Below are 25,592 nucleotides of genomic sequence, written 5' to 3' on the forward strand. Positions count from 1 at the left end.
TTTAATCTTATTTAATATTAGTGTTCAATTGCTATTCTAAGTTTCTCTTAGAAAAAAGAGCCAATGACGAGATTTGAACTCGTGACCTCTTCCTTACCAAGGAAACGCTCTACCCCTGAGCTACACCGGCGTAAAGTATTTAACATCTCTAAAGAGACACCTGCCTTCGCAGGTTTTTTTTTAGAGCGGGAGACCGGGTTCGAACCGGCGACATTCAGCTTGGAAGGCTGACGCTCTACCAACTGAGCTACTCCCGCCTTTATAATTAAGCTTTCTTAATTAATGGTTTTCAATATTTCAAAGCTAGGATTACCTCGCCGTGCTCGGTGATCCGTGAAGGGAGACCCTTCACAAAATATTTTGAAGCACTATCTTACAAAAGCAAACTTTTGACGACAGCTTATTCAAAATATTTGTGGGGAGAGCAGGATTCGAACCTGCGAAGTCGAAAGACAACGGAGTTACAGTCCGTCCCATTTGGCCGCTCTGGAATCTCCCCAAATTTCATTTCATTATTTCAAAATAAAACACTTTAAAATCCTAGTGTTTTTGAGCCGATAGAGGGACTCGAACCCACGACCTGCTGATTACAAATCAGCTGCTCTAGCCAGCTGAGCTATATCGGCTTTTCTACCTCTTTATTAGGACAACTTCTTGCCATAAAAAAGTCCGCTATTTCTAACGGACTGCAAATGTAGTATTTTATTTTTTTATTCAAAACATTTTCTAAAAAATTTTATGCTTTTGTTCTGGCTCTTAACTTTTGCTTTCGCTTTTTAATTTGCCTCTCTAATGAGGCAATGGCTATATCTGCTCCTTCCTCGAAAGTTTTGCATTGTTTTTTAACTATAAAACTGTCGCCAGGAACACGTACTTTGGCTTCAAAAACTTTGTTTTCTTTATCGCTCGTATTTTCAACCTTTAAATAAACATCGGACTGTATTATTTTGTCATAAAACAAATCTAATTTATCCATTCTTTTCTGAATGAAATCAATCAACTTTCTGTCTGCTGTGAAATTAACGGATTGGGTGTTTACTTTCATACATTACTTTTTAGGTTAAACATTTGTATTGAATGGCATGAGTTTTCAATACTTTCTTTAATGTTAAGTTTGGCTCTTAACTTTTATTTCTTGGATGGGATTTAGCATATACTTTTTTTAACTCTGATATACTGTTGTGCGTATATACTTGCGTTGCTGCTAAACTGGTATGCCCAAGAAGTTCTTTTACTGCATTTAAATCTGCTCCTTTGTTTAATAAATGTGTTGCAAATGAGTGCCTTAATACATGAGGACTACATTTGGCCTTTGATGAAGCTAAACTAAAATACTTATTTATTATTCTATAAACAAGCATTTCGTAAATCTTAACACCCTTTTTTGTTAAAAATAAATTCTCCTTATCTGGTATTATGGATAAACTATTTCTGTAGGATGTGTAGGTATCAATGCTTTTAATTAATGAATTTAGCAGAGGTATATAGCGCTCTTTGTTTCTCTTGCCAAGAACCTTTATTTGTTTTTTACTAATATCTACATCGGCCATCTTCAAGTTAACCAATTCGATTCTTCTAATACCTGTTGTATATAACAACTCTATGATTAGTTTATCTCTTGCGCTTTCAAAATCTACTACTTCGATAGAATTTTCTAAAACCTGTTTTAGCTCTTGTTCAGAAAAAGGTAATTGCACCCTCTTACCCACCTTTAAAGCTTTATGCTTTCTTAAAGGGTTGGTTTCTATTTGTTGGGTTTTTTGTAAAAATTTATAATATGAATTGAGTGAAGATACTTTTCTATTTATAGTTCTATTTGAAACACCACTACTAACCAACTCTACAATCCATTGTCTTATTTCTGAATAATCTACTTTTTCAATGGGTTCTGAGTCGTGATTTTCATTTAAAAACTCTTGAAATATTTCCAAATCTCTAATGTATGCCAATACTGTATGCTTCGAATAATTCTTTTCTAATGCTAAATATTCTGAAAAGGCTTGTATGCTCATAATACTTCTTGACAACTAAATATACCTTTTTTGTTTTGATTGCTCTGATTGAAACATAAAAAATCCTGCTTAAAGCAGGATTTTAAAAATTTGTAATCACACTTTATGTTGCTGGCTTATAAGACTTTTTATCAATAATAATTTTTGAAAGAATTTCTTTTAGAATTTCTGATGTTCCTCCACCAATAGGTCCCAAACGGCTGTCTCTAAAGATTCTTGCCAGAGGATATTCTTCCATATAACCATAACCACCTAAAAACTGTAAGCAATTATACGCAACCTCATCTGCCATTTTAGTAGATTTTAACTTAGAAATAGTGGCTTCTTCCACAACGTATTCCCCTTTGTTTAAACGATCTGCGACCATGTAATTGTAGTATTTGCATAATTGCATGTCCGCATGCATATCTACATACCTATGACGCAAGGCTTGATATTTATCTAGGGACTGTCCAAAAGTTGTTCTTTCAGACATGTATTGTAATGTATATTCTAAAGCAAACTCTGCTCTGGCATGAGCGTTTATTCCCATTATAAGTCTTTCTAATGCGAAGTGTTGCATAATGTATGCAAACCCTTTACCTTCTTCTCCCATTAATTGATTTGCTGGAACTTTAACATTGTCAAAGGCAATTTCACCTGTATCTGATGCTCTCCAACCTAGCTTATCTAATTTTGTTGCTGAAATACCTTCAGATTTGCTATCTACTACCAATATGCTTATGCCTTTATTACCTGCCTCTGGATTTGTTTTAGCAGCAACAATCATATAATCACTGTAAACACCATTAGTTATGAATGTTTTAGAGCCATTTAAAATGTAATGATCGCCTTCCTTAATTGCCGTAGTTCTCATACCTGCCACATCGCTGCCACCAAAAGGTTCTGTAACGCAAAGACATCCTATTTTGTCGCCAGAAATGCTATCAGCTAAAAAAGTTGATTTTATTGCATCATCGCCTTCCGCGTTGAGGTGTGTCATTGCTAAATAAGCATGCGCCCAAATTGCAGCCGCAAATCCACCAGAATTGATTCGCTGTAATTCTTCTAAAAGAATTACGGTGTAAAACAAATCTAAATCTAGACCACCATAGGCCTCAGGATAAGCCAAACCAAAATAACCCATTTCTCCAAACTTTTTCCAAATAAAGCGCTCAATGGTTCCGGTCTTTTCCCACTTATCGATATGAGGTACCACCTCTTTTTGCAAAAAATCTCTTAAGCTTTCTCTAAATAAATTGTGTTCTTCGGTGAAGTATATATTTGACATATATTAGGTTTTTCTTTATAAACGCAAATATAATTTAATTATCTCTATTTTTTTTACAGGAAAATCTTCAATTTTTGTTAATTCTTCAAAAGAACTAAAACCTTCCCTTAGTGTTCGTTCTTCAATAATACTATTTGCTAATTCGTAATCTATGTATTTTATAAGCACAAGTTCATCTCGTGTAGCAGAATTAAGATTGTATGTTGTTATTGCTTTAGGGGTTTTAACCGTAAAGTCATTTTTTATTCTATCGACCACTTCTGGCATTAAACCATAGACCTCTGTTAACTCTACATCTGCTACAAAACCATTGTATTTGTTTCTATAGTTGATTATGCGTTCTGATAGTTTTTCTCCGACACCATAGACTGATTTAAGTTGACTTGCCGTTGCTGTATTTAGATCTATTTTTTCATCAAAGGTTTTTGGCTTGCTCTTACTAGAAAAAGAGTTGCTGTAACCATTTGACCTTGGCTTTGGATTGGTAACCCACTCTGGAAACTTAAAGTAAGGTGAAATTTTGTTCAATAATGAATCTGATACTTTTGTGACTTGCTGAAATTGTTTGGCTGAATTCACCCATTGATTCTTCTCTCTAAATTGGTGAAGCCTGTTAATCTCTTCATTAGACATACCCAAGGTATACCCTTTGTAGTCAGTAATATAATTAGGATTAAATGGATAAATCTTCGGTTTATTATTTTCTATTTCTATTAAGCGCAGAGAGTCGAGCTCTTTTCTAAAAGCCTCAATTTCTTCGGTTTCTACATAAGCGTTATCGTCAGAAAAATCTAAAAAAGTGTTTATACATTGTAAAGCTATGATAATGATGAGCAATGAAAAAATCCCATTCCGTTGTTGGTTAGAAAACTGGAAATGGGATTTCATATGTAAAGTGTTTTTGTGTTATAAAACCTCGTTTAAATCGTCGGCGCCTTCTTCAATGGCTTCCTCTTTAACGTTTATGGCTTTATAATACTTTTTCAATTCATTTCTAATAATTGGTGATAATAAGATAACACCAATTATGTTTGGCACCACCATAGCAAATATCATAGCGTCTGAGAAATCAATGACAGCACCCAGGCTTATTGAGGCACCAATTACCACGAAGATTAAAAATAAGATTTTATAAGCCAGATCTGAAACCTTTCCTTTTCCAAATAAGAATACCCAACCTTGCATACCATAGTAGGACCAAGAAATCATTGTGCTAAATGCAAATAATATTACCGCTATTGTTAATACTACTGAAAAATGTGGTATAACAGTATCAAAAGCTGTTGCTGTAATTTCAACACCTTCTTTAATCTCAACACCATATTCCATAAATGAACCATCAAAATTTGTGATAACAATAACCAAGGCAGTCATTGTACAAATTACAACAGTATCTACAAACGGCTCTAATAAGGCTACGATGCCTTCGCTTGCTGGATATTTTGTTCTAACAGCGGAGTGAGCAATAGCCGCAGAACCTACACCTGCCTCGTTTGAAAACGCACCTCTTCTAATGCCCTGAATCATTACACCAACAAGTCCACCTGCTATACCAAGACCAGAAAATGCACCTTCGAATATTAATCCAAAAGCATCATCGATAAGTGTGAAGTTAGCACCCAATATTATTAAAGCAGCTAATACATATATACCTGCCATGAATGGAACAATTTTTTCTGTTACCGAAGCAATACGCTTTATACCGCCAATTATAACTACTGCGACTAAAGCGGCCATTACCAAACCAAAATACATGCCAGCGTTATCACTTTCGAAATTAAAAAGTTTAGTAAACTGAGCGGCTGCTTGGTTAGCTTGAAACATGTTTCCACCACCGAATGAGCCACCAATAACAAAAATTGCAAATAATACTGCTAAGACCTTACCGAAGCCACCCATTCCCTTAGATCTTAATCCTTTTGTTAAGTAATACATTGGCCCACCGTAAACAGTACCATCCTCACCTACATCTCTATATTTTACGCCAAGTGTACATTCTGCAAATTTTGATGCCATACCCAAAAGACCAGCTATAATCATCCAAAAGGTTGCACCAGGACCACCAATAGATAATGCTACTGCAACACCTGCAATGTTACCTAGACCTACAGTAGCAGACAATGCAGCAGTTAATGCTTGAAAATGTGAGACTTCACCATCTGCGCCTTCATCTCTAATAGTTTCTATAATATCACCGGCTTCGTTTGGTGTACTATCGCCATACAAGGTATCAGCACCGTGCTTCTCTATATCTTCGTACTTTCCTTGAACAACCTTAATGGCCGTTCTAAAACCAGTAACATTGATGAACTTAAAATAGATAGTAAAGAACATTGCACCACCTACTAATACAATAAGAACCCATGGAATACTGGCGTAAGGCGATGTAGCCATTAGTGTTACGCTCTGATTGGATTTCAATTGTTTATTAGAAAGTACGATACTGTTTTTGTCTTTTACAAAAAGTTTAGTATCTGATAGTATATCTATTTCGGTAGCAATTCTATTGCTTGGAAGTCTTATTTCTGTAATATAAATTGAATCATTTTCAATTTTCTTGTTGTACTTAAAAGGATCTGTTTTTGTTAAATCTAAAGTAACCTCTTCATTTATTTCACCAAAAGGTATTTCTGCAAAGATTCCTTCTACAAACCATCCTGTGTATTTTTTAAAAGCATTATCAATCTTTTCGGATGTAGTTTCTTGGGCAAAATTTACAAACGGTAATATTAGCACAAAAAGTGACAGAAGATATTTCTTCATGAGTTTAGTATTAGTTAGTTTTATTAAATAAGGCTGACAAGATGCTAAAAAAAAATGAGTTTTTAAAGCATGTTGCGTTAAAAAGGCTATGTGTCTTGTTCTATATTAAACTCGGAGTTGAGTTTATTTATTTGCTCTGGGCGACCTAAAACAATAATTTTTGAACCTGGAACAAGTCTTGTATCTGCCTCAGGGTTAACAATATATTCGCCTTTTTCATCCTTAAAACCAATAACAGTACATCCTGTTTTTTTTCTTAGATCTAACTCTCTAATTGTTTTTACGGCATCTAGGCTATAAAGTTGTTCTACCTTAACCTCTTCAATATTTATATTACGCTCACCTACAATACCTAAATTATCAATAAACTCTACTAAATCTGGTATAACTACCAAAGATGCCATGTGATCGCCACCTATTTTATCTGGCAAAATAACGTTGTTGGCACCTGCTAATTTTAATTTGTTATACGAGGTTTCTTGAGAGGCTCTACTAATTATACATAGCGCTTTATTGATTTGCCTCGCAGAGAGCACAACAAATAAGTTATCTGCATCGCTTGGCAATGCTGTTATTAAAGTACTTGCACGCTCTATACCAGCTTGAATTAATGTTTCGTCTTCATTGGCGTTACCAAATACATAAGGTAATCCGTCTTCTTGTAAACGTTCTATAATATCCTTATTACGTTCAATGATAACAAAGGGTTTACCGTAATCTTGTAGTTTTATTGATGCTTGCTTTCCGTTGCGTCCAAAACCACAAATAATAATATGGTTGGACATGGCTTCAATTTCCTTTTGCATTTTACGTTGTTTTATGTCTTCAAAATTATTTCTACTTAAAATATATTCTGTAATTATAGATATGGCATAACCTACAATGACCACACTGGCTAATATTAAAAACACAGTAAATATTTTTGACTGCGTATCTAATGGGTTTACTTCTGCAAAACCTACCGTTGTTATTGTTATTACAGTCATGTAGATAGCATCAACCCAATCGTAGTCTGAAATGAACCTATACCCAACAATGCCAATAAACATAAGTATTAAAAGCAATATTAGTGCAGTATATATTTTAGACCTAAATAATCTTAACAATGGATTACTCATAAACTATAAATCAAAAACCGAAGAACGTTTTGTGTAAATTATATCTTTAATTCGCATCCAGAATGCTAAAAACAAATACAATGCAAAACCAAAACCCACGGTTACAAAGGTAAGATACATAAATGATGTTCTAACAATTTTAGCTCTAATACCTAACCGATCAGCGATGCGTTGGCATACATAGTATCCTCTTTTCTGAAAAAAATGAAGTAATTTATAAAACAAATTCATGGTAGCAATTTACTTAATTTTTAACTATTAAACTATTTCCAATAGCGCAATGAAGGCACCTATTTTTGTTGCAATAATTTTGTTTTAGTTGCAATAAACCTTGAGAACTTAGAGCATTTTTTTTTATTGGTTTGAGTTGCATGTATTTATTTACAATGCTGTTGGTTTCTTGCTTAATTTCACTGAGTAAATTAAATAAATCGTCGTTAATATTTCTACCTTGATGCTTGGCATAACTAAATTTTAAGGGGATAATAGTATTTATTACTACAAGATCTATAAGAGGTTTTGTAATTACTTTTTTTAATGCCTTTGACTCTTTACCAAAGGTATAGTGTGTCATCCAAAAGCTTGTAACTCCTTTACTTAAGAGATTATAAAATTCGTTTTTGGTTTCTGCAGACATAATTTTTGAAAACAATTGACGCTCTGAAACATAAAGGTTAACAAATTGCGATAAGCGAATTGTTGGAAAATTTGGAGGTCGCAATCTAAAAAATTGCAACGGCAAAACACCTTGGTTGTTAAGTTGAAATTTTTGAGCTAGAAATTGGTACCGCTGTTTTAAATCTAAAAAATAAGACTCCTGCGCATCACCATCTAGCAAACCTGACTGACCAAATAAAAGTGCTTCTAGATCTAAGACATTATGTTGCAATTTTCGTATAACAGCATAATCAACGGAATTTGCAAGACTCAAAAAAGCCTCACCATTTACTTTTAGCCCAAAGTTTTTTAACAGCATTTTAAACAAAACTGCCTCCCAGTCGTTTTTAGATTGCTTTAAAAGCTCTAAAATGTCATTCGATTTTCGTTCTAAGCGTTCTATGTATAATCTTTCAATCCAATTTTCTAATACAAAATCGTCTACTTCGGGATAATGTGTTTGGCAATTAATCCACGATTTAGAAGACATTAATGTATAATAATTAGTAATTAGATTTCGGTTAACAATTGGCTTTAACTCTAATGTGGGAACTACTGAATTATCACTTCTAAATACTTCTGTATCATGTTCCCAAACTACATGTAAAATTACATTATCATATGCCTTGTCTTTTTCATGACCATGCACATACCAATCTGAAGATTTTATATGAATTTCAACATTACCAGCCCATAACTGACCATCAATACTTAACTGGGCATTAAAAAAATCTGGACCTGAATTATGATTATGATGCCCTAATTTTAAGATAACAATAGATGCACCACTTGTAGTTTTAAGCGATGTTGAAGAAAAAGCTTTTTGCTTCCAAACGTAATGTAGAAAGTCTTCTTGCATGCTCTAAAATAGAAAATCCTGAGAAAAATTCAGGATATCTAGTCAATTTGTTATGTTCAAAAATACGGGAAGTATTTTTTTTAGTCAATATACCCTTTTTCGCGCATCCAATCGTCATTGAACATCTTACCCACATAGCGACTTCCGTGATCATGAAACAAGACAACCACGACGTCTTCAGGTTTAAAATGTTCTTTTAATTGAAGCACACCTTTTATAGCAGCACCAGCAGAATTACCCAAAAACATACCTTCTTCTTTTGCTAAACGTTGTGTGTACACCGCAGCATCTTTGTCAGTTACTTTTGTAAATCCATCAATAATACCAAAATTAACATTTGCCGGTAAAATGTCTTCACCAATACCTTCGGTTACGTAAGGATAGATTTCGTTTTCATCAAAAATGCCGGTTTCATGATATTTTTTAAACACAGAACCATAAGTATCCACACCCCAGACTTTAATGTTTGGGTTTTTCATTTTTAGATAACTTCCCACACCTGAAATCGTACCTCCTGTACCTACTCCAACTACAAAATGTGTTACTTTTCCGTCTGTTTGTTCCCAAATTTCTGGACCAGTAGTTTTAAAATGAGCTTTACAGTTACTTGGATTGTCGTATTGATTTACATACCATGAATTTGGCGTTTCTTCACCAAGTCTTTTGGACACTGAATAGTAACTTCGAGGATCATCTGGCTCTACGTCTGTAGGGCAGACAATAACTTCTGCACCTACAGCTCTTAAAACATCCATTTTTTCTTTAGACTGCTTATCGCTTATAACAAAAATACATTTATAGCCTTTAACTATGGCTGCTAGAGCGAGTCCCATACCTGTATTTCCTGATGTCCCTTCGATGATAGTTCCGCCAGGCTTTAAGCGTCCGTCTGCCTCTGCATCTTCAATCATTTGCAATGCCATACGATCCTTAACTGAGTTTCCTGGATTAAAGGTTTCATACTTGGCTAAAACCAAACATGGTAGCTCCTCTACTAATTTATTCATCTTTACCAAAGGTGTGTTACCAATGGTTCCTAATATGTTTTCTACGTACTCCATAGTTTTATTTTGCGATGCAAAATTAAGTATTAAGTGTTAAGTACAAAGTTAAAAGTGGGTATTAATTAGATTACAAAGAAAATTCAAAATATTAACCAAACCCATTCAATATTCATTCTCTTATGGTAAAAAACTCAAAAACATGGGTTATGTCACTAAAGATGCGAAGTCGCTTAATCAAACCGAATGGCTTTTACTGGCGATATCTTAGAAATTATAACCGATGGTATTAAAAGCATTAATAAACATGCAATAAAGGTTCCGATATTTAGAATCAAAATATAATCTAAACTTATGTATACTGGCGCTTCACTTACATAATAAGTATCTGGATTAAGCGGAAAAAGCTTGAAATACTTTTGAGCAAACAACAAGCCTAAACCTAGTAAATTTCCCCAAAGCAAACCTAAACCAATAAGATAGGATGCGTTGTACAAAAACACTTTTCTTATAGACCAGTTAGAACTACCTAAAGCCTTAAGAATACCTATCATTTGGGTACGCTCTAAAATTAAGACCAACAAGGCTGTAATCATGTTTATTCCGGCAACAATTATCATAATAGCTATAATGCCATAGGTATTGTTATCAAAAATTTTTATCCACTCAAATACGGTGTAATACTTTTGGTTTACTGGTGTAGCATTTAACAAGGAGGGGATTTCTTTAAACACAGCATTATAAGTTTCTTCTATGTTTGAAAAGTCATCAACAAACACCTCAAAACTTCCAATTTCATTAGCTTCCCATTTATTTAAACGTTGAATATGACGCAAATCTGCAATACAGAATTTTTCATCTAGTTCCTGAAAACCAGAATTATAAATACCTACAATTTCATAATTAATTATACGAGGCATTTTATTAAGATTTTCACCAAACAAGGTTTGAAATGTATCACCAACTTTAAAACCTAATCGGCTTGCTAAATAGCTTGAAATTAATATTTCCTCATTACGTTTTCCTGAAAAATCTGGTAATCGACCTTCTACCAAAAATTCTTTAAAATAATCCCATTTATAATCGGCTCCTACGCCTTTAATAACGACGCCTTCAAAATCAGTATCGGTTCTAATTACTGCGAATTTTGTAGCAATACCTTGTATGTGCGTTACTTCTTCTACAGCATTGAAGTTTGGATAAAAATCCTGATCTGAAGAGATTGGCACCTGAGATTCATCTGAAGCATTGGTATCATAATTTGTAATTTCTATATGACCATTAAAGGCAACTACCTTATCTCTAATTTTTTGCTGAAGCCCTAAACCGGTTGCAATAGCAATAAGCATTACTATAATACCGATAGCAATTGCCGCAATACCAATTTTAATTATTGGTGCCGAAACACTACTTTTATACGCTTTATTGCCAATAATGCGTTTAGCTATAAACAGTTCGAAATTCAAATTTTCTTTTATGCGTTTTAAGGTTTTCAAAAATACAGTTTTATTATTTGTCTTGGTAGTGATTTCTTGTGCAGGAAAAGGAGGAAGTGAAAAGCTCGAAGTTAGAAGTGAGAAGACAGAAGACACTTCGACTGCGCTTCGACAGGCTCAGCGTGACACGCTCAGTATGACAGAAGAAAAGGATGACAAAAGTATTGTAGTTGGCGCCAACCGAACTGAAGTTTACTTACCATTATTAAAAGGAAAGCGCGTTGGTGTTGTGGCTAATCAAACCTCTGTGATTTTTAGAAAAAAGATAAGAAAGTTCACAGTCTTAAATTATGTACATATTGTTGACTCTTTACTTGAAAGAAATATAAATATCAAAAAAGTATTTTCTCCTGAGCATGGTTTTAGAGGTACGGCTGATGCCGGTGAAAATGTAAAAGATGGTGTAGATGTAAAAACACAGTTACCAATTTTTTCGCTTCATGGTAAACACAAAAAACCAACAGCCGAGCAACTCGAAGATTTAGATATTATGGTTTTTGATATTCAAGATGTTGGTGTGCGTTTTTATACCTACATCTCCACCTTGCATTATGTGATGGAAGCTTGTGCTGAGAATAACGTAAAACTTCTCATATTAGATCGTCCTAATCCTAATGGAAATTATATTGATGGTCCAAAATTAGAAAAAAAACACAGTAGCTTTTTGGGCATGCACACTATTCCATTGGTGCACGGCATGACGATTGGCGAATATGCCGAAATGATTAATGGTGAAGGTTGGTTAAAAGACAATGCTAAATGTGATATTACTATTGTTGAGATGGAACATTATAACCATGAAAAAACCTATAGTTTACCGATAAGACCTTCTCCAAATTTACCTAATGACCAATCAATAACTTTATATCCTAGTTTAGGTTTGTTTGAAGGCACAAACATTAATGCTGGTCGTGGTACTGAGTTTCAGTTTCAACGTTATGGTGCGCCATTTTTAGATGCATCACATTATACCTTTACCTATACTCCAAAACCTAATTTTGGCTCTAAATATCCTAAGCATAAAGATGAACTCTGTTATGGTGAAGATTTATCAAATATAAAAGCTGAAAGACAATTTACTTTAAAGTATGTGATTGACGCTTACACTAATGCTACCGATAAAAGTAAAGTGTTTAATACTGCGAACTTCACCAAACATGCTGGTACAGAAAAACTACAACAGCAAATAGAATCTGGAATGAGCGAAGAAGCCATTAGGGCAACATGGAAAGAGGATTTGGAAACCTTTAAAGCAATTAGAGCGAAATATTTAGTCTATGATTAATTATTCTCAGTTACCACTACTTTTTTAGATTCGTTAGCGACTATAGCTTCAGAGGGTATTTCTATTGGTTCTTCTTTTGGGATTTCTTTTAAAATTCTAACGACAAAAACAATGCGTTTTGGTGATTGTACAGCTACCAACACATGTTTTCCTTTTGGCAATTTGTTTAATGGAAATTTATAAAATGTGGTGTCTACATAGACATCAAAATCCCTTCCGTAGTCTTTATTAATAGAATAAAGATAATTGATCTTTTTATCGCTTTGCAAGATTAATGTATCCTTGGTTTCATTCAACTTATGAATTAATCCCTTGGCTTGAACATTTGTGTTGGGTTCTAATTTGGCATATTGCTCTTGAGCCTTTAACGTAAAACTCAATAAAAAAACGAGGACAACAATGAGGAGAATTCGGATTAAATTTTTCACTACAGCAAAGCTTTACGTTTAACTTGGTTTGTTTAGCTCAACAGTATTTAATTAATTAATCCATCGCAAACATAAACGGATAATTGAATGAAAGGATAAAATATCCATCAACTACACAGAAATTAGAGGAATTACTAGTTTTTGTTGATAAGTTGTTAATAACCTTTATTAGAACGCATCTCTATAAGCCTGTCCGGATAGTCTGTAATAATACCATCTACATTCCATCTAAGCATCTTTAATAGGTCTTGCTCTTCGTTAACTGTCCAAGGAATAATCAGATAATTTTGAGCATGGTACTCATTAATAATTTCTGAAGTTAATAATTTAAAATATGGACTAATAATTTCTGGTTTGTAAGATAGTTTTTCAAGCTTTGTAGCAATAACTTCATCTTCATCTACCAGAAGTGCATCTGGCATCTTTGGGGATTGTTTTTTTATTTCCTCTAAAATCACTAAATCAAATGACTGCAAATTCACTAGAGAGAAAAGTCCACTTTCTTCAATTTCATCTAAGACTATTTTTACATATTCATCTGGCTGTGGTGTATAAATACCGTAATACTCAGGCTTAGATTTAATTTCAATATTGAATTTAATATCAGGATTTTTAGCTTTTGCCAATTCAAAAACTTCAGACAAAAGTGGTTTGTAGGTTTTTAGTTTCTTTTGGTCTGGATATGTAGGATGAAGTTTTGTACCACAATCAAATTGTTTAATCTCAGTGTGCGTCATTTTGTAAAGATTATACTTCATGTCCATGTCTTCAGGAATCTCATCTCCTTTTGGATTAAAACAAATAGTTCGGCTCATAAAAGGCTCATGAGACACTACAACTTCATTGTCTTTTGTAATGGCAATATCTAACTCTAAAGTCGTAACACCAAGCTCTATCGCTTTATCAAATGCTGGTAAGGAATTTTCGGGATATAGACCTCTACAACCTCTGTGACCTTGAATGTCTAATTGTTTTTCGGAGTTGCAGCTCATTAGAGAAATAACTAAGATAGGTATAATGCTATTCCTCAACATCAGCCGAGAGTGTCGGTTTTTCATATTTCTGAAAAGGTTGTTTTAGCAATTCACCAATATTGCTATTTTTCGTTTCATCTGGAAAAACATCTACTCCATAAACCAATTTTTCTCTATCCATGTACATGTAAGTACCCAATAAGCGATCCCAAATACTGAAAATATTACCATAATTAGAATCTGTATAAGGCAAGCGGTAATGATGATGAATTTTGTGCATGTCTGGTGAGATAATAAAATAACTTAAGGCTTTATCCAAACCTTTAGGCAATTTAATATTAGCATGAGTAAACTGCGTAAAAATTAAAGACATGGCTTGGTATAACATCACCAATGCAAAAGGTGTACCGACAGCAAAAACACCAAAAAGCGTAAACGCAAAGCGAATAACACTTTCAATAGGATGGTGCCTGTTGGCTGTTGTGGTATCTACTTTGTGGTCTGTGTGATGTACCAAATGTACCATCCAAAGTGGTTTTACTTTATGCTCTACATAATGCGCCAAATACGCTCCAAAAAAGTCTAATAACAAAACACCAAGAAACGCATAAAGCCAAAGCGGCTGAGCATCTGGAAACAACCAATTAATAACACCAAAATTATGTTCTATCACCCATTTTGAAGACCAATATAGTAATGATGCTAATGCGAAATTAACAATTACGGTTGTTAGTGTGAAGAATAAATTAGGCAACGCATGCTGCCACTTGTTATACTTAAATTTGAATAAAGGCAAACCACCTTCTAACAGCCAAAAAAAAGTTAATCCACCAATTAGAATAAGACTTCGGTGAGAGGAAGGAATCGTTTCAAAATAGTTAATAATCGTTTCCAAAGAATTATCTATTTAAATTTATAATCATTCGCGCTTTTTTCAAATTTACTGAAGAAATTTGAGATTTCCATTCTTCTGCATCTTCGGATTTACCTGTACTCATATAAGCGGTATAATACATAAATGCCATAAATGGTTTATTACTCTCTATAACCTCTTCATCTTTTATTTTTTTTAATTGTCTAATCACCTTTTTTGGCCGTTTTAGAAGTAGATATTCTTGAAGCTTCAACAACTCACAACGTTGTTTCAAAGCTGTATGCTCATTCTGCTCTTCTTTAGAAATAAGTCGTTCCGCCTCGTTAATGTAAATATTAGACAATTGAATAATATCATTTCTGGTTCGCGGTTTAGCGTACATGCTTAGATCTAAATATTTTGATGCTAAAAAATAGGCAGAATAGAAATTCTTATCCTGCTTATAATCCTGAAGTTCTTGAGCAATAAACTCCGTATTTAGAGAATAACGCTCTATTAGTGCGGTTATATTTTGAAAATCTTCTGTAGAGTAATCTACATTAAGAATATTGCCATTAATATCCATAATTTTAATACTATCGTCATTAAACTTATCTAAGTATTTTTGGCTGCGTTTGTCTTTAATCTTTTCGTATAAGTCTGCATAGCGGTATTCTGAAACTATAACAGGCACGAAATGTTCCCAAATTAAAGGGCTTACTTGTTCATCTTCGTACAAATTATTTATAAATATTGTTCTACCCTTAGTATCTTTTACTATCACAGGATATTCATAACTTGTAGTTTCCTCCCAAACCATAAGTACCATTTTATTCTGGACCGTTGCCAAGGCTTGCGCTACTTCGAGATTTTTCATCCATTCTTGAGCTGAAGCTGTGTTTACTATTAAAACAAGGAGCAATAATTTTAGTAGAACGTTTTTCATGTTTAGTTTTTTTCAAAGGTTATATCAAAAATTATTCCGAAGCTAACCCTATAATTTTATTTGTTTTTTCATTTCCTCAACAATATTATAAGCCGCAGGACAAATTGCTACATTTTTAAGTGTTAAGTTAGAAATTTGCTGAAACTTTTTTCGATCTGTATGCGGAAATTCTCTGCAAGCCTTTGGTCTTACATCATAAATCATACAGTAATTATCCGCATCTAAAAACGTGCAAGGCACTGATTGCAACACATAATCATTATCCTCATCTATACATAAATAGGCATCAATAAACTGCTGCTCTTTCATTTTGAAAGATTTAGATATGCGCTGAATATCCTTATCCGTAAACAAAGGTCCTGTGGTTTTACAGCAATTAGCACATTGTAAGCAATCCGTACGCTCAAACTCTTCCTCGTGCAACTCTTGCATAATGTAGTCTAATTGTTTTGGTGGCTTTTTTCTAAGTTTGGCAAAGAAAGTTTTGTTTTCCTTATGCTTATCTTTGGCCAGCTTTGGCAGATTATTGATTTGGTTTTGCATATTGTAAATATAATCAGAATGAGATGCTGAATCAAGTTCAGCATGGCAAAAATATTATGACAAAAGACATCTTTGGAAAAGCACTATTAGACTATCAGAATGGTAATTATTCTGAAGATATTATTACCTGGACCAACATATCTGATAAGGACGAATTACCACTTCCCTATTTATTCAGAACTTACTCTGAAATGCCAAAACTAGAACAAAAAGCTTTACAACTAAGCAAAGGTAAAGTCCTCGATGTTGGTTGTGGTACTGGCAACCATGCACTTTGGTTACAAGAAAAAGGATTTGATGTAAAAGTAATTGACAGTTCTAAAGGTGCTATTGAAGTCTGCAAATTACGAGGTATAAAAAATGCCGAACACATTGCGTTATTAGAAGAAACAGATATGTTTGACACCATTCTACTTTTAATGAATGGTACTGGTATTTTTCAGGAAATAATACAGGTTGCTAAATATTTAAACTATCTAAAATCTTTATTAAAACCTAGCGGACAAATTTTAATCGACTCATCTGATATTTCATATATGTACGAAGATGAAGATGGTGGCACTTGGTTAGATTTAAACAGTGGTTATATTGGCGAACTTGATTATTTCTTTAGCTATAAAGGTGAAGAAGCAACTCCAATGAAATGGCTCTACTTAGATTTTGAAACGCTAAACACAGCTTGCCAAACCGTAGGTCTTCAATGCGAAAAAGTTATGGATGGCGAGCATTTTGATTATTTGGCGAGGATTATTCATGCATAATTTACTTCCTGAATTTGGTTAGCTATCCATAGTGATTCTGAAACAACACTTCGACAAGCTCAGTATGACAGTTCAGAATGACAATAAAAAGATTCCTGCTTTCGCAGGAACTTTAGAAATCAAACTGATACGTAGCTCCCGCTAAAATCTGAATGCCTTGAACAGGGAAGTTTAAATAACGCTCGTAATCCTGGTTAAGGATATTATTTACCTTTCCAAATACAGATAATTGATCGTTGATTTTATAACCTACATGTGCATTAGCATCAAAATAACTATCTAAACTCATAACAGGACTGGGATCTTGCGGAAACAGTGTCGCTACTAAGCCTTGCTGATCTTTTCGTTCGCCAACATAAATGGCACTAGCACCTGCATACCATTGTTCAGATATTTGTAAATCCATAAAGATAGAACCTGTTACGTTTGGCAAATTCCATGCTTCAGCTTCATTATCCATGTCATAGTTGAAGTATTCTCCTTTAAAACCCAGCGTAAAATTTCTATTGACATCAATATTTAATTCGCCAGCAACCGAAAAGGTAGTAACATCATCATACACCACACCAAAAGAATTACCATATTGGTAATCTGCTGTTGCATCACCTCTGGCATCATTTGCTTTAAAAAGTGCTTTATTCTCTTCTGCGTAATAATTTCCTTTAACGTTATAACTTACACTATTAGACAGCTTTCCTTTTAGTCCTAAAAACCCTTTATAGCGCTGGTCTGTTGGCGCTACATAAAGTGTTGGAGATACAAATGGATTCTCAGTCGCAAAATCGTAGTAAGAGTTTTGTTGTAACTGCCCTGTGATTCCACCATAAGCAATTAAGATTTCATCTACTAAACGGTAAGAAGCATCAATATTAGGATAGATAAAAAACTTATTATCGCTAAGTTCGGTATCATTAAGATAGACTAAACTTAAGCCTAAATTAACCGTTAAATCATCTTGGGTTAATTGATACGAAGGAGATAAACCAACTGTAACATTTCCGTAATTAATGTCACCTAAATTCTCGTAATCACTATCAAAACTTCCACCAATGTAATCTACATATAATTGTGTTTTTATAGCTTCTCCTTGCACAGGAATATCAAAACCTGCTTTAGCTACAAAGCGGTTTTCACCAGAATCTTGATTATCACCAAAACGTCTAAAACGTACACTACCATCGTTGATAATAGCATCTTCAAAATTAATTTTTCCTCCTAAATAAAAACTATTAAACGTGTGGCTAGGGTCTATCATATCTGCTTCGGCTTGTCCAAAGAAATTCTGAGGCAAACCATACCAATTGTATGTCATTAAGTCAAAACCTCCATCTACTTTCCATGATAAATCTCTATGTCTTTGAGAATAATGTGCGTTTAAATGCGTGGTAGAAAAATCGTCATCTAACAATAAATCTTCAATACCACCTTGAGAAGAATGGTGACTGAAATAACCACCAACATTTTCAGAATTACTAAGCTCATGGTTAAGATACACTTCACCCAAAACTGTTGTATATGTACCTACTCCTAGCGATGCATAATTATCGTATAATTTCACAGCTTTTGCTTTATCAACGGTTGCTGCTTTACCTTTTGCTGGCGTAAACGTTGAAGCTACTGGAATTGAAAAAATATTGTACTTAACCTCTTTTTTCTTCACCAAATTAGAGTCTTGCAATTTTGGAGTATCCTTAATTTTAAAGGCATCTGAAATTGTAGGTTTGTATGGTGTTACCACATTTACGACTTGGTCATCAATAGTGTCTTTTGCTCGTTCTTGAGCTACCATTGATACACTGCTTGATATGGTGATTATAAAAATTAAAAACTTGATTTTCATTTGTAATGTTTTGATTGAATCTTATGCTATATTAATTTCCTGTAAGAGTTGGGTCGAATTGAGAACTAGGGGTGCAATCACTAAAATTTTGTTCGTCTAAAGCCGAGAAATTTCCAAATAAGCAAAATGTACCAGATTTCATATAAACCTGTTCATTTTCAACAACTATTTTGTACTTATACGTCCCATCTGGAACACCTTCTACGCCAAACTCACCTTGAGGTTCTGTTGGAAAAGACTCATCTGAACTTGAGCCATAATCAGTACTTTCAAAAATAAGCTCGTCATCAATGTTATATATAGATACAATATGATTTTCATATAGCTGAATATTCTCAATACCAAATCTATCATTGTAGGCATCATTGTTTGGTGTAAATAAATTATATACAATTATTTCTCCTTGAGATTGGTCTAAATTATCAACATTCGGTCCAAATACTGGCTCCTCTGAGCAACAACCAGCAAATACATCTTCCTCTTGTTCATTATTACTGTCATCACAAGACATGAAAGAAAACGCAGCTGTTAATAGGATTAAAAATGATTTATAATTCTTAAAGCTTTTCATGGCTAAAATATTGGTTTTGGAAATCTGATTTTGAAATTACTTCCTGCGCAGGAATTTAGTTATCGTCGGTTTCGATTGATGAATTTGTTTTAGCTTCTTCGGTTTTAATCTTGTTAAGTTCTTGCTGTGCCTCTTGTACCACATCATCAAACTCTGGGAAATTAGAAATCACACTTTCTAAAATATAATTGGCCTGAAACGCATCTCCCAAAGCATAGAAATTCTTCGCCATAACTACCAAACCTTTAGCACTGTAATATTTGTAACTGCTGTAATCCTTGGCCAATTTTTGAATGGTTGTGTTTGAGGCTTCATACTTACCTTCCTTATTTTTAAAATACGCATTGTAATATAGAGCTTCTGCCGCAACACTTCCTGTAGCTATTTTTTCTACATCAGCATAGGCTGTTTTTGCTTTGTCTTCGTTTCCTGTTTTTATGGCAGAACGTGCAATGATGATTTTAGCATCACTCTTCACTTTTACATCTAAGTTAGAATTTGCCAATACCTTTTCGGCATAATTTTCAGCACTAGAATATTCTTCTGTTTGGTAGTACGCATTCATTAAGTTAGACTGCGCATACAATACATTCTGTGGATAGTCTGCTTCAGCTTCTAAAGTTTTTAAAACCGGAATCGCCTGAGACCAGTTAGACTCTTTCAAATAAATTTCGCAAAGCTTTACTGTTGCCTGCTCTGTATATTCACTTCTTGAAGCATCAACAACATATTTGTAATGTGGTTGAGCGGTTTCAAATAAATCCTTTTTGTAATACAATTGCGCAATGTAGAAATGTGATTTTAACGCATGAATACCATTAGGAAACTGATTTAAATATTTATTAAACTGACGAATGGCATTCTCTGTATCGTTTTCTAAATATGGCTTTTCGGCTGCTAAATACATGGTATTATCTAGCTCTACATCAGACACCTCAACATAATCTAAAGACTTTACCCAAGCTGCGTAATCGTCTACTCGACCTAAATCGATATAAATTAAACGCGCTGTAGATACTGCCTGAACAGCCTCACCAGAATTCGGAAAATCGGATGCAACTTTTTTAAACTTGGTTAATGCACGCTCATTATCATTGGCATTGTAGTATACCAAACCTTGACGTAACAACGCTTTTGATGTGAAAGCACCACGTTTGTATTCCGAATTTAATCGGTCGTACATCTGCATTGCTTTGTCTGTCTCGTTAGACTTAACATAAGAGTTTGCCAGCTCGTACATGGCATCGTCTCGTAATGCTGACTTAGAATACGTATCTATAAACGTATTAAGCTCAGAAATTTTTGTAGATGCTTTGCCTAAATACCCATTACTCATCGCTTTTTGAAATGCTGCATAATCGGTTTCAATTTCATTAATCTGAATGGCTTTATCGTAAGCATTGATGGCATTTTGGTATTTACTAGACACAAAATAGCCATCTGCCAACCTTAAATAAGCATCGTTTCGTCGTAGTCTGTCACCAGAATTATTATCAATAAATTTTTGAAAATATTTTGAAGCGTTGGTATAATCTTTCAACTTGAAATAGGTGTAAGCCAAATTGTAATCTAAGTTTTCATTCTCAGATAATCCTGAAGCTTCAGACATACCAACAAATTGTTTAAATCCAATTAAGGCATCGTTATAGTTGGTTAAATTATATTCGGTTTCGGCTTTCCAAAAAGTAGCTTTTGCTACAAAAATTGGATCTCTAGGTTCTTTTAATGAGTTATTAAATAGCTTTAATGCCTCACTATAATTGGTGTCATTATACAATTCAATTCCTCTGAAAAAAGCTACCTTTTGGTAAGCTACTTTGTTTTCAAAACTGTTTTTACCTTTTAATAATTCTAAGGCTTCCTTGTAATTTTTTGATGTGATGTAAGAATCAATCAGTAAGGTCTCAACTTCTTCTCTGTAGCTTGTATCTGGATATTTATCTAAATAACCTGATAACACTTGCGGTACAGACTGGTAAGGGTTACCTATTTCGTAACTGATTTTAGCATAGTTTAACCAAGCATCTTCCTGAATTTTTAAATCGTAATCCATTTCAGATGCATTTCTAAAGGCGTTTAATGCTTCTTGTTTTTTCTCTAGGTTGATGTAGCTTTCACCCAAATGATAATAAGCATTCTGTGCCACAGCGTTGTTACCATCTATAATTTTATTGAATTCTGAAATGGCTTTTTCAAAATCGTTTTGCTTGTAATAAGCGTAACCTATTTGGTAATAATCTGTATTGCTCCACTTTCCTTTTTTGCCTTCATAAGCTTGAAGATAAGGAATAGCCTCTTCGTATTTTTCGAGGTTAAAATAACTTTCACCTATAATTTTATTAAGTTCAGATGCTTCCACACCTCTACTGCTTGGTAGTTGCTCTAAGGCAAGTTCTATGGCTTTTTCAAACTTTCCTAATTTAAAGTTTAAATCGGCTTGATAATACGATAACTTTTCCTTGTACTTTTCATTATCACTCACCTGATCGAAATACTCATTCGCAGTATCGTAATCATCACCTTCGTAAGCCATGTAACCTATGTAATACTTGGCTTGCGAGCCGTATTCCTTAGAATCTGCAACACGGTTAAGATACTTTGTTGCTTCTTTTTTACTATTTGTAGAATATAAAGTGTAACCGTAATTAAAATTGAAACGCTCGCGCTCAGTACGTGCTATACTAGACTCATCTACTTTTTGATACCATTTGCGAGCATAAGCGTATTTACCATTTTCAAAATAGTAATCTGCCACATCTAAAAAGGCCGTGTTTCGCTTTGTGCTTGTTGGGTATTCTTCAACAAATTTTTCGATTAAGTCGTCTGCGTTTCGTTGGTTTAATCTTACAGCACAATTGGCAATGTAATACGAACAGTCAGACTTTAAAACAGCATCATCTGTATTGTACTTAATATCGTCAAACAAGGATTGTGCAGCCTTGTACTGTTTGTTATTGTATAAGGTTAATGCCTTTTGGTAATCTTTTAAAGCACTGGTATAGATAGCGGATTTTTGAGCAAATCCAAGCATTGCAAACGTAAGAAAAAGGATAAGAAATTGTCTTTTTAACAGTAGCATCAGCGTCGTTTTTTGATTAATATCTATTGATGATAAACTATCACAATTCAAATATAAATGAATACAAAATGTATAACGACAGAAAAGATGTATAATTATAAACTAGAGTCTGGTTTTACGTTTTCTTTAACGCTTTTGTACTTAAACAATTTGTTTAGCGTTTGATTATTGAGCGAATTAATAATACATTTACCAAGACAAAAATTTTGAATTTTAACTATGTCCGAAACTGTTTTACAACTTAAAAACGCAACGATTTATCAAGGTGGCAGCATGATTTTGAATAATGTTAACTTTGAAATGCAGAAAGGTGATTTTGTTTATCTCATTGGTAAAACAGGAAGTGGAAAAAGTAGTTTTATGAAAACGCTCTATGGCGATTTAGAATTGACCGAAGGAGAAGGCACTATTGTAGACTTCAATCTTAGAACAATGAAAGAGCGAGACATTCCTTTTCTAAGAAGAAAACTGGGTATTGTGTTTCAGGATTTTAAACTATTACCAGATCGCACTATACATGGAAATCTTGAATTTGTACTTAAAGCTACCGGCTGGAAAGATAAAGACAAAATAAAAGAACGTATTGAAGAGGTTTTGGATAAAGTAGCCATGAAGACCAAAGGTTTTAAGTTTCCTCATGAGCTTTCTGGTGGAGAACAACAGCGTATTGCCATTGCTAGAGCGCTGCTTAATGATCCGGAGTTAATCCTAGCCGATGAGCCTACAGGTAACCTAGACCCACAAACAAGTATTGAGGTAATGGAAGTGCTACAAGACATTAATAAAAACGGAAACACCATCTTAATGGCTACGCACGATTACGCATTACTTTTAAAATACCCGAGCAAAACGCTTAAGTGTGATGAAAATAAAGTATTTGAGGTAGTGCAGCGAAAGAGTTAATTCTGCTATAAATCTTATTTATCTTAATTCTTTTGATAAGAAACTATGCTTTCTATCCTAATCCCAACATATAACTACAATATTAACCCACTTGTTAAAGAGCTGTACAAGCAGGCAAATGCTTGCAACCTAACGTTTGAAATTATTATTGTAGATGATGCTTCGCCCCAAATAAAATATAATTCGCAAGAATTAAGGCACTTAAAGCATGTAAGTTTAAAAGTGCTAGATAAGAATATTGGTAGAAGTGCTATTAGAAATGTATTGGCTAATTTAGCCACTTACCAGAATCTTCTTTTTGTTGATGCAGGTACATTTCCAAAATCTAAACAATTCATAAATAACTATTTAGAAGTATTAGAAAAAGATAGTGTTATAGGTGGGATGACACACTACAAAACCAAACCTAAAAAACCTTACACTTTAAGATGGTTGTACACCAAAAAACGAGAAACGAGTCTAAAGAACACTTATACCTCTGCTAATTTTTTTATTAAAAAGTCTATCATAGTATCTCATCCATTTGATAGTGGGATAAAAACTTACGGCTACGAAGATTTATTGTTCTTTAAAACATTAGAATCTAATAATGTTACGTTACAATTTATAAATAATCCTGTTATCCATGATTGTGATGAAGATGCTATAACGTTTATAAAAAAAACCGAAGATGCTCTAAAAAACTTGCACTACTTCTCTGTAAGCCACCCAGACCTTTTACATGACAATAAAATTTTAAGAGCTTTTACAAGGCTAAAGCGTTTATGTTTAGATAGAGTTTTTGGAATGGTGATTGCAACAACAAAACCTATATTATTGAATAACCTAAATTCTTCTCGACCATCGCTTTTTGTATTCGATTTGTATAAGTTAGGCTACTTTTGTAATCTAAAACAAAAAAGCTAGTGCCATACTTTTCTGTAGTCATAACGGTTTATAACAAAGCGGAGTTTATAAAAAGCACAATAAACAGTGTCTTAAACCAGACATTTCAAGATTTTGAGGTCATTGTTATTAACGATGGCTCAACTGATGAAAGTGAACATATCATCGCCTCTTTTACCGATAAACGCATTACACTTATTACAACATTAAACCAAGGTGCCTCAGTAGCTAGAAACACAGGTATTAAAGCGTCTAATTGCAACTACATTGCACTGCTTGATGGTGACGATTTATGGGATCGGGATTTTCTTAAGTACATTAAGGACGCAATAACAACTTTTCCGAAAGAAAAAATCTATGCCACTGCTTTATCCCAAAAATACCCTAGCAAAACTGTGCCTGTTTCATACAGTTTCAAACAAAAGAAACTCTATGCTATTCGTGATTATTTTAGGTCCAGTAAAAAATATGCTATTTTATCTAGCTCTAGTACTGTCTTTGAAAAATCAATTATAAATAAAACAGGAAACTTTGATCCTAGCATTGTTTCTGGGCAAGACATAGATCTTTGGATAAGGTTTGCTTTAAAGCACAAAGTTGTGTTCATCAATAAACCATTAGCAATATATAATCACGTAACATCAAGCTTATCGAATACAGCTTATACGTTAAAAAACAAATCAAAATTTGATAAATACCTTAATGAAGAAAAAGAAAACGAAGATTTAAAAGCTTACTTAGATCTCAACAGATACTCTATGGCTTTATTGAGTAAGTTTCTTAACGATAAGACTTGCTATAATTACTATACTTCTTTTATAGATTTTAAAAACCTTACAGCGAGACAAACTGTTTTATTAAAGAGCCCTAAATGGCTATTGAAACTCTTACTAAAGCTAAAATCTTTTAAAGGAGAAAAGCTTTACTATCCTGTTACGTAATTTTTAAAGTCATCGTAGTCTCTTATGTATTCTGCTTCATTGTAATTGGTAGACGCTAAGACTAAGCATACAGATCCTGATGAGAAATTTTCTATTTCTCTCCAAATATAAGTAGAAATAAACAAGCCCTGCGTTGGCTTATAAAGCCTTATTCTTTTTTTTGTTTCACCATCATCTACCACAACCTCAAAGCTACCGCTAAGCGCTATGATTACAGATTGTTGCTCTTTATGTGCGTGGCCGCCTCTAAAACTATCATTAGGTACGTCATATAAATAATAAACACGTTTTAGTACAAACGGTACTGTGTCTTTTTCTACAACAGCTAGAGCCCCTCTTTCGTCATGCACCTTGGGTATATCTAAAAGTTTAACATTGTTTAGAAAACTACTCATTTAATAATATAT

The 25,592-nt window shown here is 33.8% G+C and carries 24 protein-coding genes and 4 tRNA genes; 5 read left to right on the top strand and 23 right to left on the bottom strand.

All coding sequences use genetic code 11. The annotated features are described in order from the left end of the window. Positions 1–58 precede the first annotated feature (58 nt). The 14 genes from BWZ20_RS04945 to BWZ20_RS05010 form a co-directional block, all read right to left on the bottom strand. Positions 59–130, bottom strand: a tRNA-Thr gene (locus BWZ20_RS04945). 54 nt (positions 131–184) lie between these two features. Then, positions 185–257, bottom strand: a tRNA-Gly gene (locus BWZ20_RS04950). A gap of 159 nt (positions 258–416) precedes the next feature. Further along, positions 417–499, bottom strand: a tRNA-Tyr gene (locus tag BWZ20_RS04955). 53 nt (positions 500–552) lie between these two features. Then, positions 553–626, bottom strand: a tRNA-Thr gene (locus tag BWZ20_RS04960). A gap of 110 nt (positions 627–736) precedes the next feature. After that, a complete protein-coding gene (locus tag BWZ20_RS04965; protein ID WP_076617145.1) occupies positions 737–1,045 on the bottom strand; it encodes an HPF/RaiA family ribosome-associated protein in 309 nt (102 codons plus the stop codon). A gap of 76 nt (positions 1,046–1,121) precedes the next feature. Next, complete coding sequence (locus BWZ20_RS04970; RefSeq protein ID WP_076617148.1) at positions 1,122–2,012, bottom strand: tyrosine-type recombinase/integrase; 891 nt, start codon at positions 2,010–2,012, stop codon at positions 1,122–1,124. A 103-nt stretch (positions 2,013–2,115) separates the two neighbouring features. Then, positions 2,116–3,282 carry an acyl-CoA dehydrogenase family protein gene (locus BWZ20_RS04975; RefSeq protein WP_076617149.1) on the bottom strand — a complete coding sequence of 389 codons (1,167 nt, stop codon included), beginning with the start codon at positions 3,280–3,282 and terminating at the stop codon, positions 2,116–2,118. A 15-nt stretch (positions 3,283–3,297) separates the two neighbouring features. Continuing rightward, positions 3,298–4,170 carry a ComEA family DNA-binding protein gene (locus BWZ20_RS04980; RefSeq protein ID WP_076617152.1) on the bottom strand — a complete coding sequence of 291 codons (873 nt, stop codon included), beginning with the start codon at positions 4,168–4,170 and terminating at the stop codon, positions 3,298–3,300. 18 nt (positions 4,171–4,188) lie between these two features. Next, positions 4,189–6,045, bottom strand: coding sequence for an alanine/glycine:cation symporter family protein (locus tag BWZ20_RS04985; protein WP_076617154.1), 1,857 nt, complete (start codon positions 6,043–6,045; stop codon positions 4,189–4,191). A gap of 86 nt (positions 6,046–6,131) precedes the next feature. Then, complete coding sequence (locus tag BWZ20_RS04990; protein WP_076617157.1) at positions 6,132–7,163, bottom strand: potassium channel family protein; 1,032 nt, start codon at positions 7,161–7,163, stop codon at positions 6,132–6,134. Between the two features lie 3 nt (positions 7,164–7,166). Continuing rightward, positions 7,167–7,394, bottom strand: a complete 228-nt coding sequence (locus BWZ20_RS04995) for a PspC domain-containing protein (RefSeq protein ID WP_076617160.1) — start codon at positions 7,392–7,394, stop codon at positions 7,167–7,169. Positions 7,395–7,407: 13 nt separating this feature from the next. Next, the gene (locus BWZ20_RS05000) at positions 7,408–8,679 is read right to left on the bottom strand and encodes a DUF2851 family protein (RefSeq protein WP_076617163.1); all 1,272 of its coding nucleotides are present in this window, start codon (positions 8,677–8,679) and stop codon (positions 7,408–7,410) included. Between the two features lie 80 nt (positions 8,680–8,759). After that, positions 8,760–9,740: a PLP-dependent cysteine synthase family protein gene (locus BWZ20_RS05005; protein ID WP_076617165.1), complete on the bottom strand. Its 981-nt coding sequence runs from the start codon at positions 9,738–9,740 to the stop codon at positions 8,760–8,762. Between the two features lie 173 nt (positions 9,741–9,913). Beyond that, on the bottom strand, positions 9,914–11,146 hold the full coding sequence (locus tag BWZ20_RS05010) for an ABC transporter permease (RefSeq protein ID WP_076617168.1): 1,233 nt from the start codon (positions 11,144–11,146) through the stop codon (positions 9,914–9,916). 10 nt (positions 11,147–11,156) lie between these two features. Between BWZ20_RS05010 and BWZ20_RS05015 the strand changes: the two genes are divergently transcribed. Continuing rightward, positions 11,157–12,461 carry an exo-beta-N-acetylmuramidase NamZ domain-containing protein gene (locus tag BWZ20_RS05015; protein ID WP_076621263.1) on the top strand — a complete coding sequence of 435 codons (1,305 nt, stop codon included), beginning with the start codon at positions 11,157–11,159 and terminating at the stop codon, positions 12,459–12,461. Here the strand turns inward: BWZ20_RS05015 and BWZ20_RS05020 are convergent. From BWZ20_RS05020 to BWZ20_RS05040, 5 genes are all read right to left on the bottom strand, one after another. Then, positions 12,458–12,889: a hypothetical protein gene (locus BWZ20_RS05020; protein ID WP_157358324.1), complete on the bottom strand. Its 432-nt coding sequence runs from the start codon at positions 12,887–12,889 to the stop codon at positions 12,458–12,460. The two genes, BWZ20_RS05015 and BWZ20_RS05020, sit on opposite strands and share 4 nt — an antisense overlap. Before the next feature lie 155 nt (positions 12,890–13,044). Beyond that, a complete protein-coding gene (locus BWZ20_RS05025) occupies positions 13,045–13,881 on the bottom strand; it encodes a glycerophosphodiester phosphodiesterase family protein (RefSeq protein WP_076617174.1) in 837 nt (278 codons plus the stop codon). Positions 13,882–13,909: 28 nt separating this feature from the next. Next, on the bottom strand, positions 13,910–14,758 hold the full coding sequence (locus tag BWZ20_RS05030) for a sterol desaturase family protein (protein ID WP_076617177.1): 849 nt from the start codon (positions 14,756–14,758) through the stop codon (positions 13,910–13,912). Positions 14,759–14,762: 4 nt separating this feature from the next. Then, positions 14,763–15,662, bottom strand: a complete 900-nt coding sequence (locus BWZ20_RS05035) for a hypothetical protein (protein WP_076617179.1) — start codon at positions 15,660–15,662, stop codon at positions 14,763–14,765. A gap of 48 nt (positions 15,663–15,710) precedes the next feature. Beyond that, positions 15,711–16,205, bottom strand: a complete 495-nt coding sequence (locus tag BWZ20_RS05040) for a YkgJ family cysteine cluster protein (RefSeq protein WP_076617181.1) — start codon at positions 16,203–16,205, stop codon at positions 15,711–15,713. A gap of 56 nt (positions 16,206–16,261) precedes the next feature. On the opposite strand from BWZ20_RS05040, the gene BWZ20_RS05045 reads away from it, so the two are divergent. Beyond that, positions 16,262–16,966: a class I SAM-dependent methyltransferase gene (locus BWZ20_RS05045; RefSeq protein WP_076621264.1), complete on the top strand. Its 705-nt coding sequence runs from the start codon at positions 16,262–16,264 to the stop codon at positions 16,964–16,966. Between the two features lie 112 nt (positions 16,967–17,078). Here BWZ20_RS05045 and BWZ20_RS05050 read toward each other — a convergent pair whose 3' ends face one another. Genes BWZ20_RS05050 through BWZ20_RS05060 form a run of 3 tightly spaced genes read right to left on the bottom strand, consistent with a single transcriptional unit; the run spans position 17,079 to position 22,456 of the window. Then, on the bottom strand, positions 17,079–18,806 hold the full coding sequence (locus BWZ20_RS05050; protein WP_076617183.1) for a TonB-dependent receptor: 1,728 nt from the start codon (positions 18,804–18,806) through the stop codon (positions 17,079–17,081). A 31-nt stretch (positions 18,807–18,837) separates the two neighbouring features. Further along, positions 18,838–19,377: a gliding motility-associated C-terminal domain-containing protein gene (locus tag BWZ20_RS05055; RefSeq protein ID WP_076617185.1), complete on the bottom strand. Its 540-nt coding sequence runs from the start codon at positions 19,375–19,377 to the stop codon at positions 18,838–18,840. Between the two features lie 55 nt (positions 19,378–19,432). Beyond that, the gene (locus BWZ20_RS05060) at positions 19,433–22,456 is read right to left on the bottom strand and encodes a tetratricopeptide repeat protein (protein WP_076621265.1); all 3,024 of its coding nucleotides are present in this window, start codon (positions 22,454–22,456) and stop codon (positions 19,433–19,435) included. Positions 22,457–22,675: 219 nt separating this feature from the next. Here BWZ20_RS05060 and BWZ20_RS05065 point away from each other — a divergent pair, with 219 nt between their 5' ends. The 3 genes from BWZ20_RS05065 to BWZ20_RS05075 are packed head-to-tail and all read left to right on the top strand — an operon-like array spanning position 22,676 to position 25,185. Continuing rightward, positions 22,676–23,359 (top strand): cell division ATP-binding protein FtsE, encoded by a 684-nt coding sequence (locus BWZ20_RS05065; RefSeq protein WP_076617188.1) that lies wholly within the window; start codon positions 22,676–22,678, stop codon positions 23,357–23,359. A gap of 45 nt (positions 23,360–23,404) precedes the next feature. Continuing rightward, positions 23,405–24,265 carry a glycosyltransferase family 2 protein gene (locus BWZ20_RS05070; protein WP_076617190.1) on the top strand — a complete coding sequence of 287 codons (861 nt, stop codon included), beginning with the start codon at positions 23,405–23,407 and terminating at the stop codon, positions 24,263–24,265. After that, a complete protein-coding gene (locus BWZ20_RS05075) occupies positions 24,265–25,185 on the top strand; it encodes a glycosyltransferase family 2 protein (protein WP_076617193.1) in 921 nt (306 codons plus the stop codon). Before BWZ20_RS05070 ends, BWZ20_RS05075 begins: the two co-directional genes overlap by 1 nt. On the opposite strand, the gene BWZ20_RS05080 is transcribed toward BWZ20_RS05075, so the two are convergent. Continuing rightward, on the bottom strand, positions 25,170–25,580 hold the full coding sequence (locus BWZ20_RS05080; RefSeq protein ID WP_076617195.1) for a sugar 3,4-ketoisomerase: 411 nt from the start codon (positions 25,578–25,580) through the stop codon (positions 25,170–25,172). The genes BWZ20_RS05075 and BWZ20_RS05080 overlap by 16 nt on opposite strands. Positions 25,581–25,592: the final 12 nt, after the last annotated feature.

Source organism: Winogradskyella sp. J14-2 (genome assembly GCF_001971725.1).
Taxonomy (GTDB): Bacteria; Bacteroidota; Bacteroidia; order Flavobacteriales; family Flavobacteriaceae; genus Winogradskyella.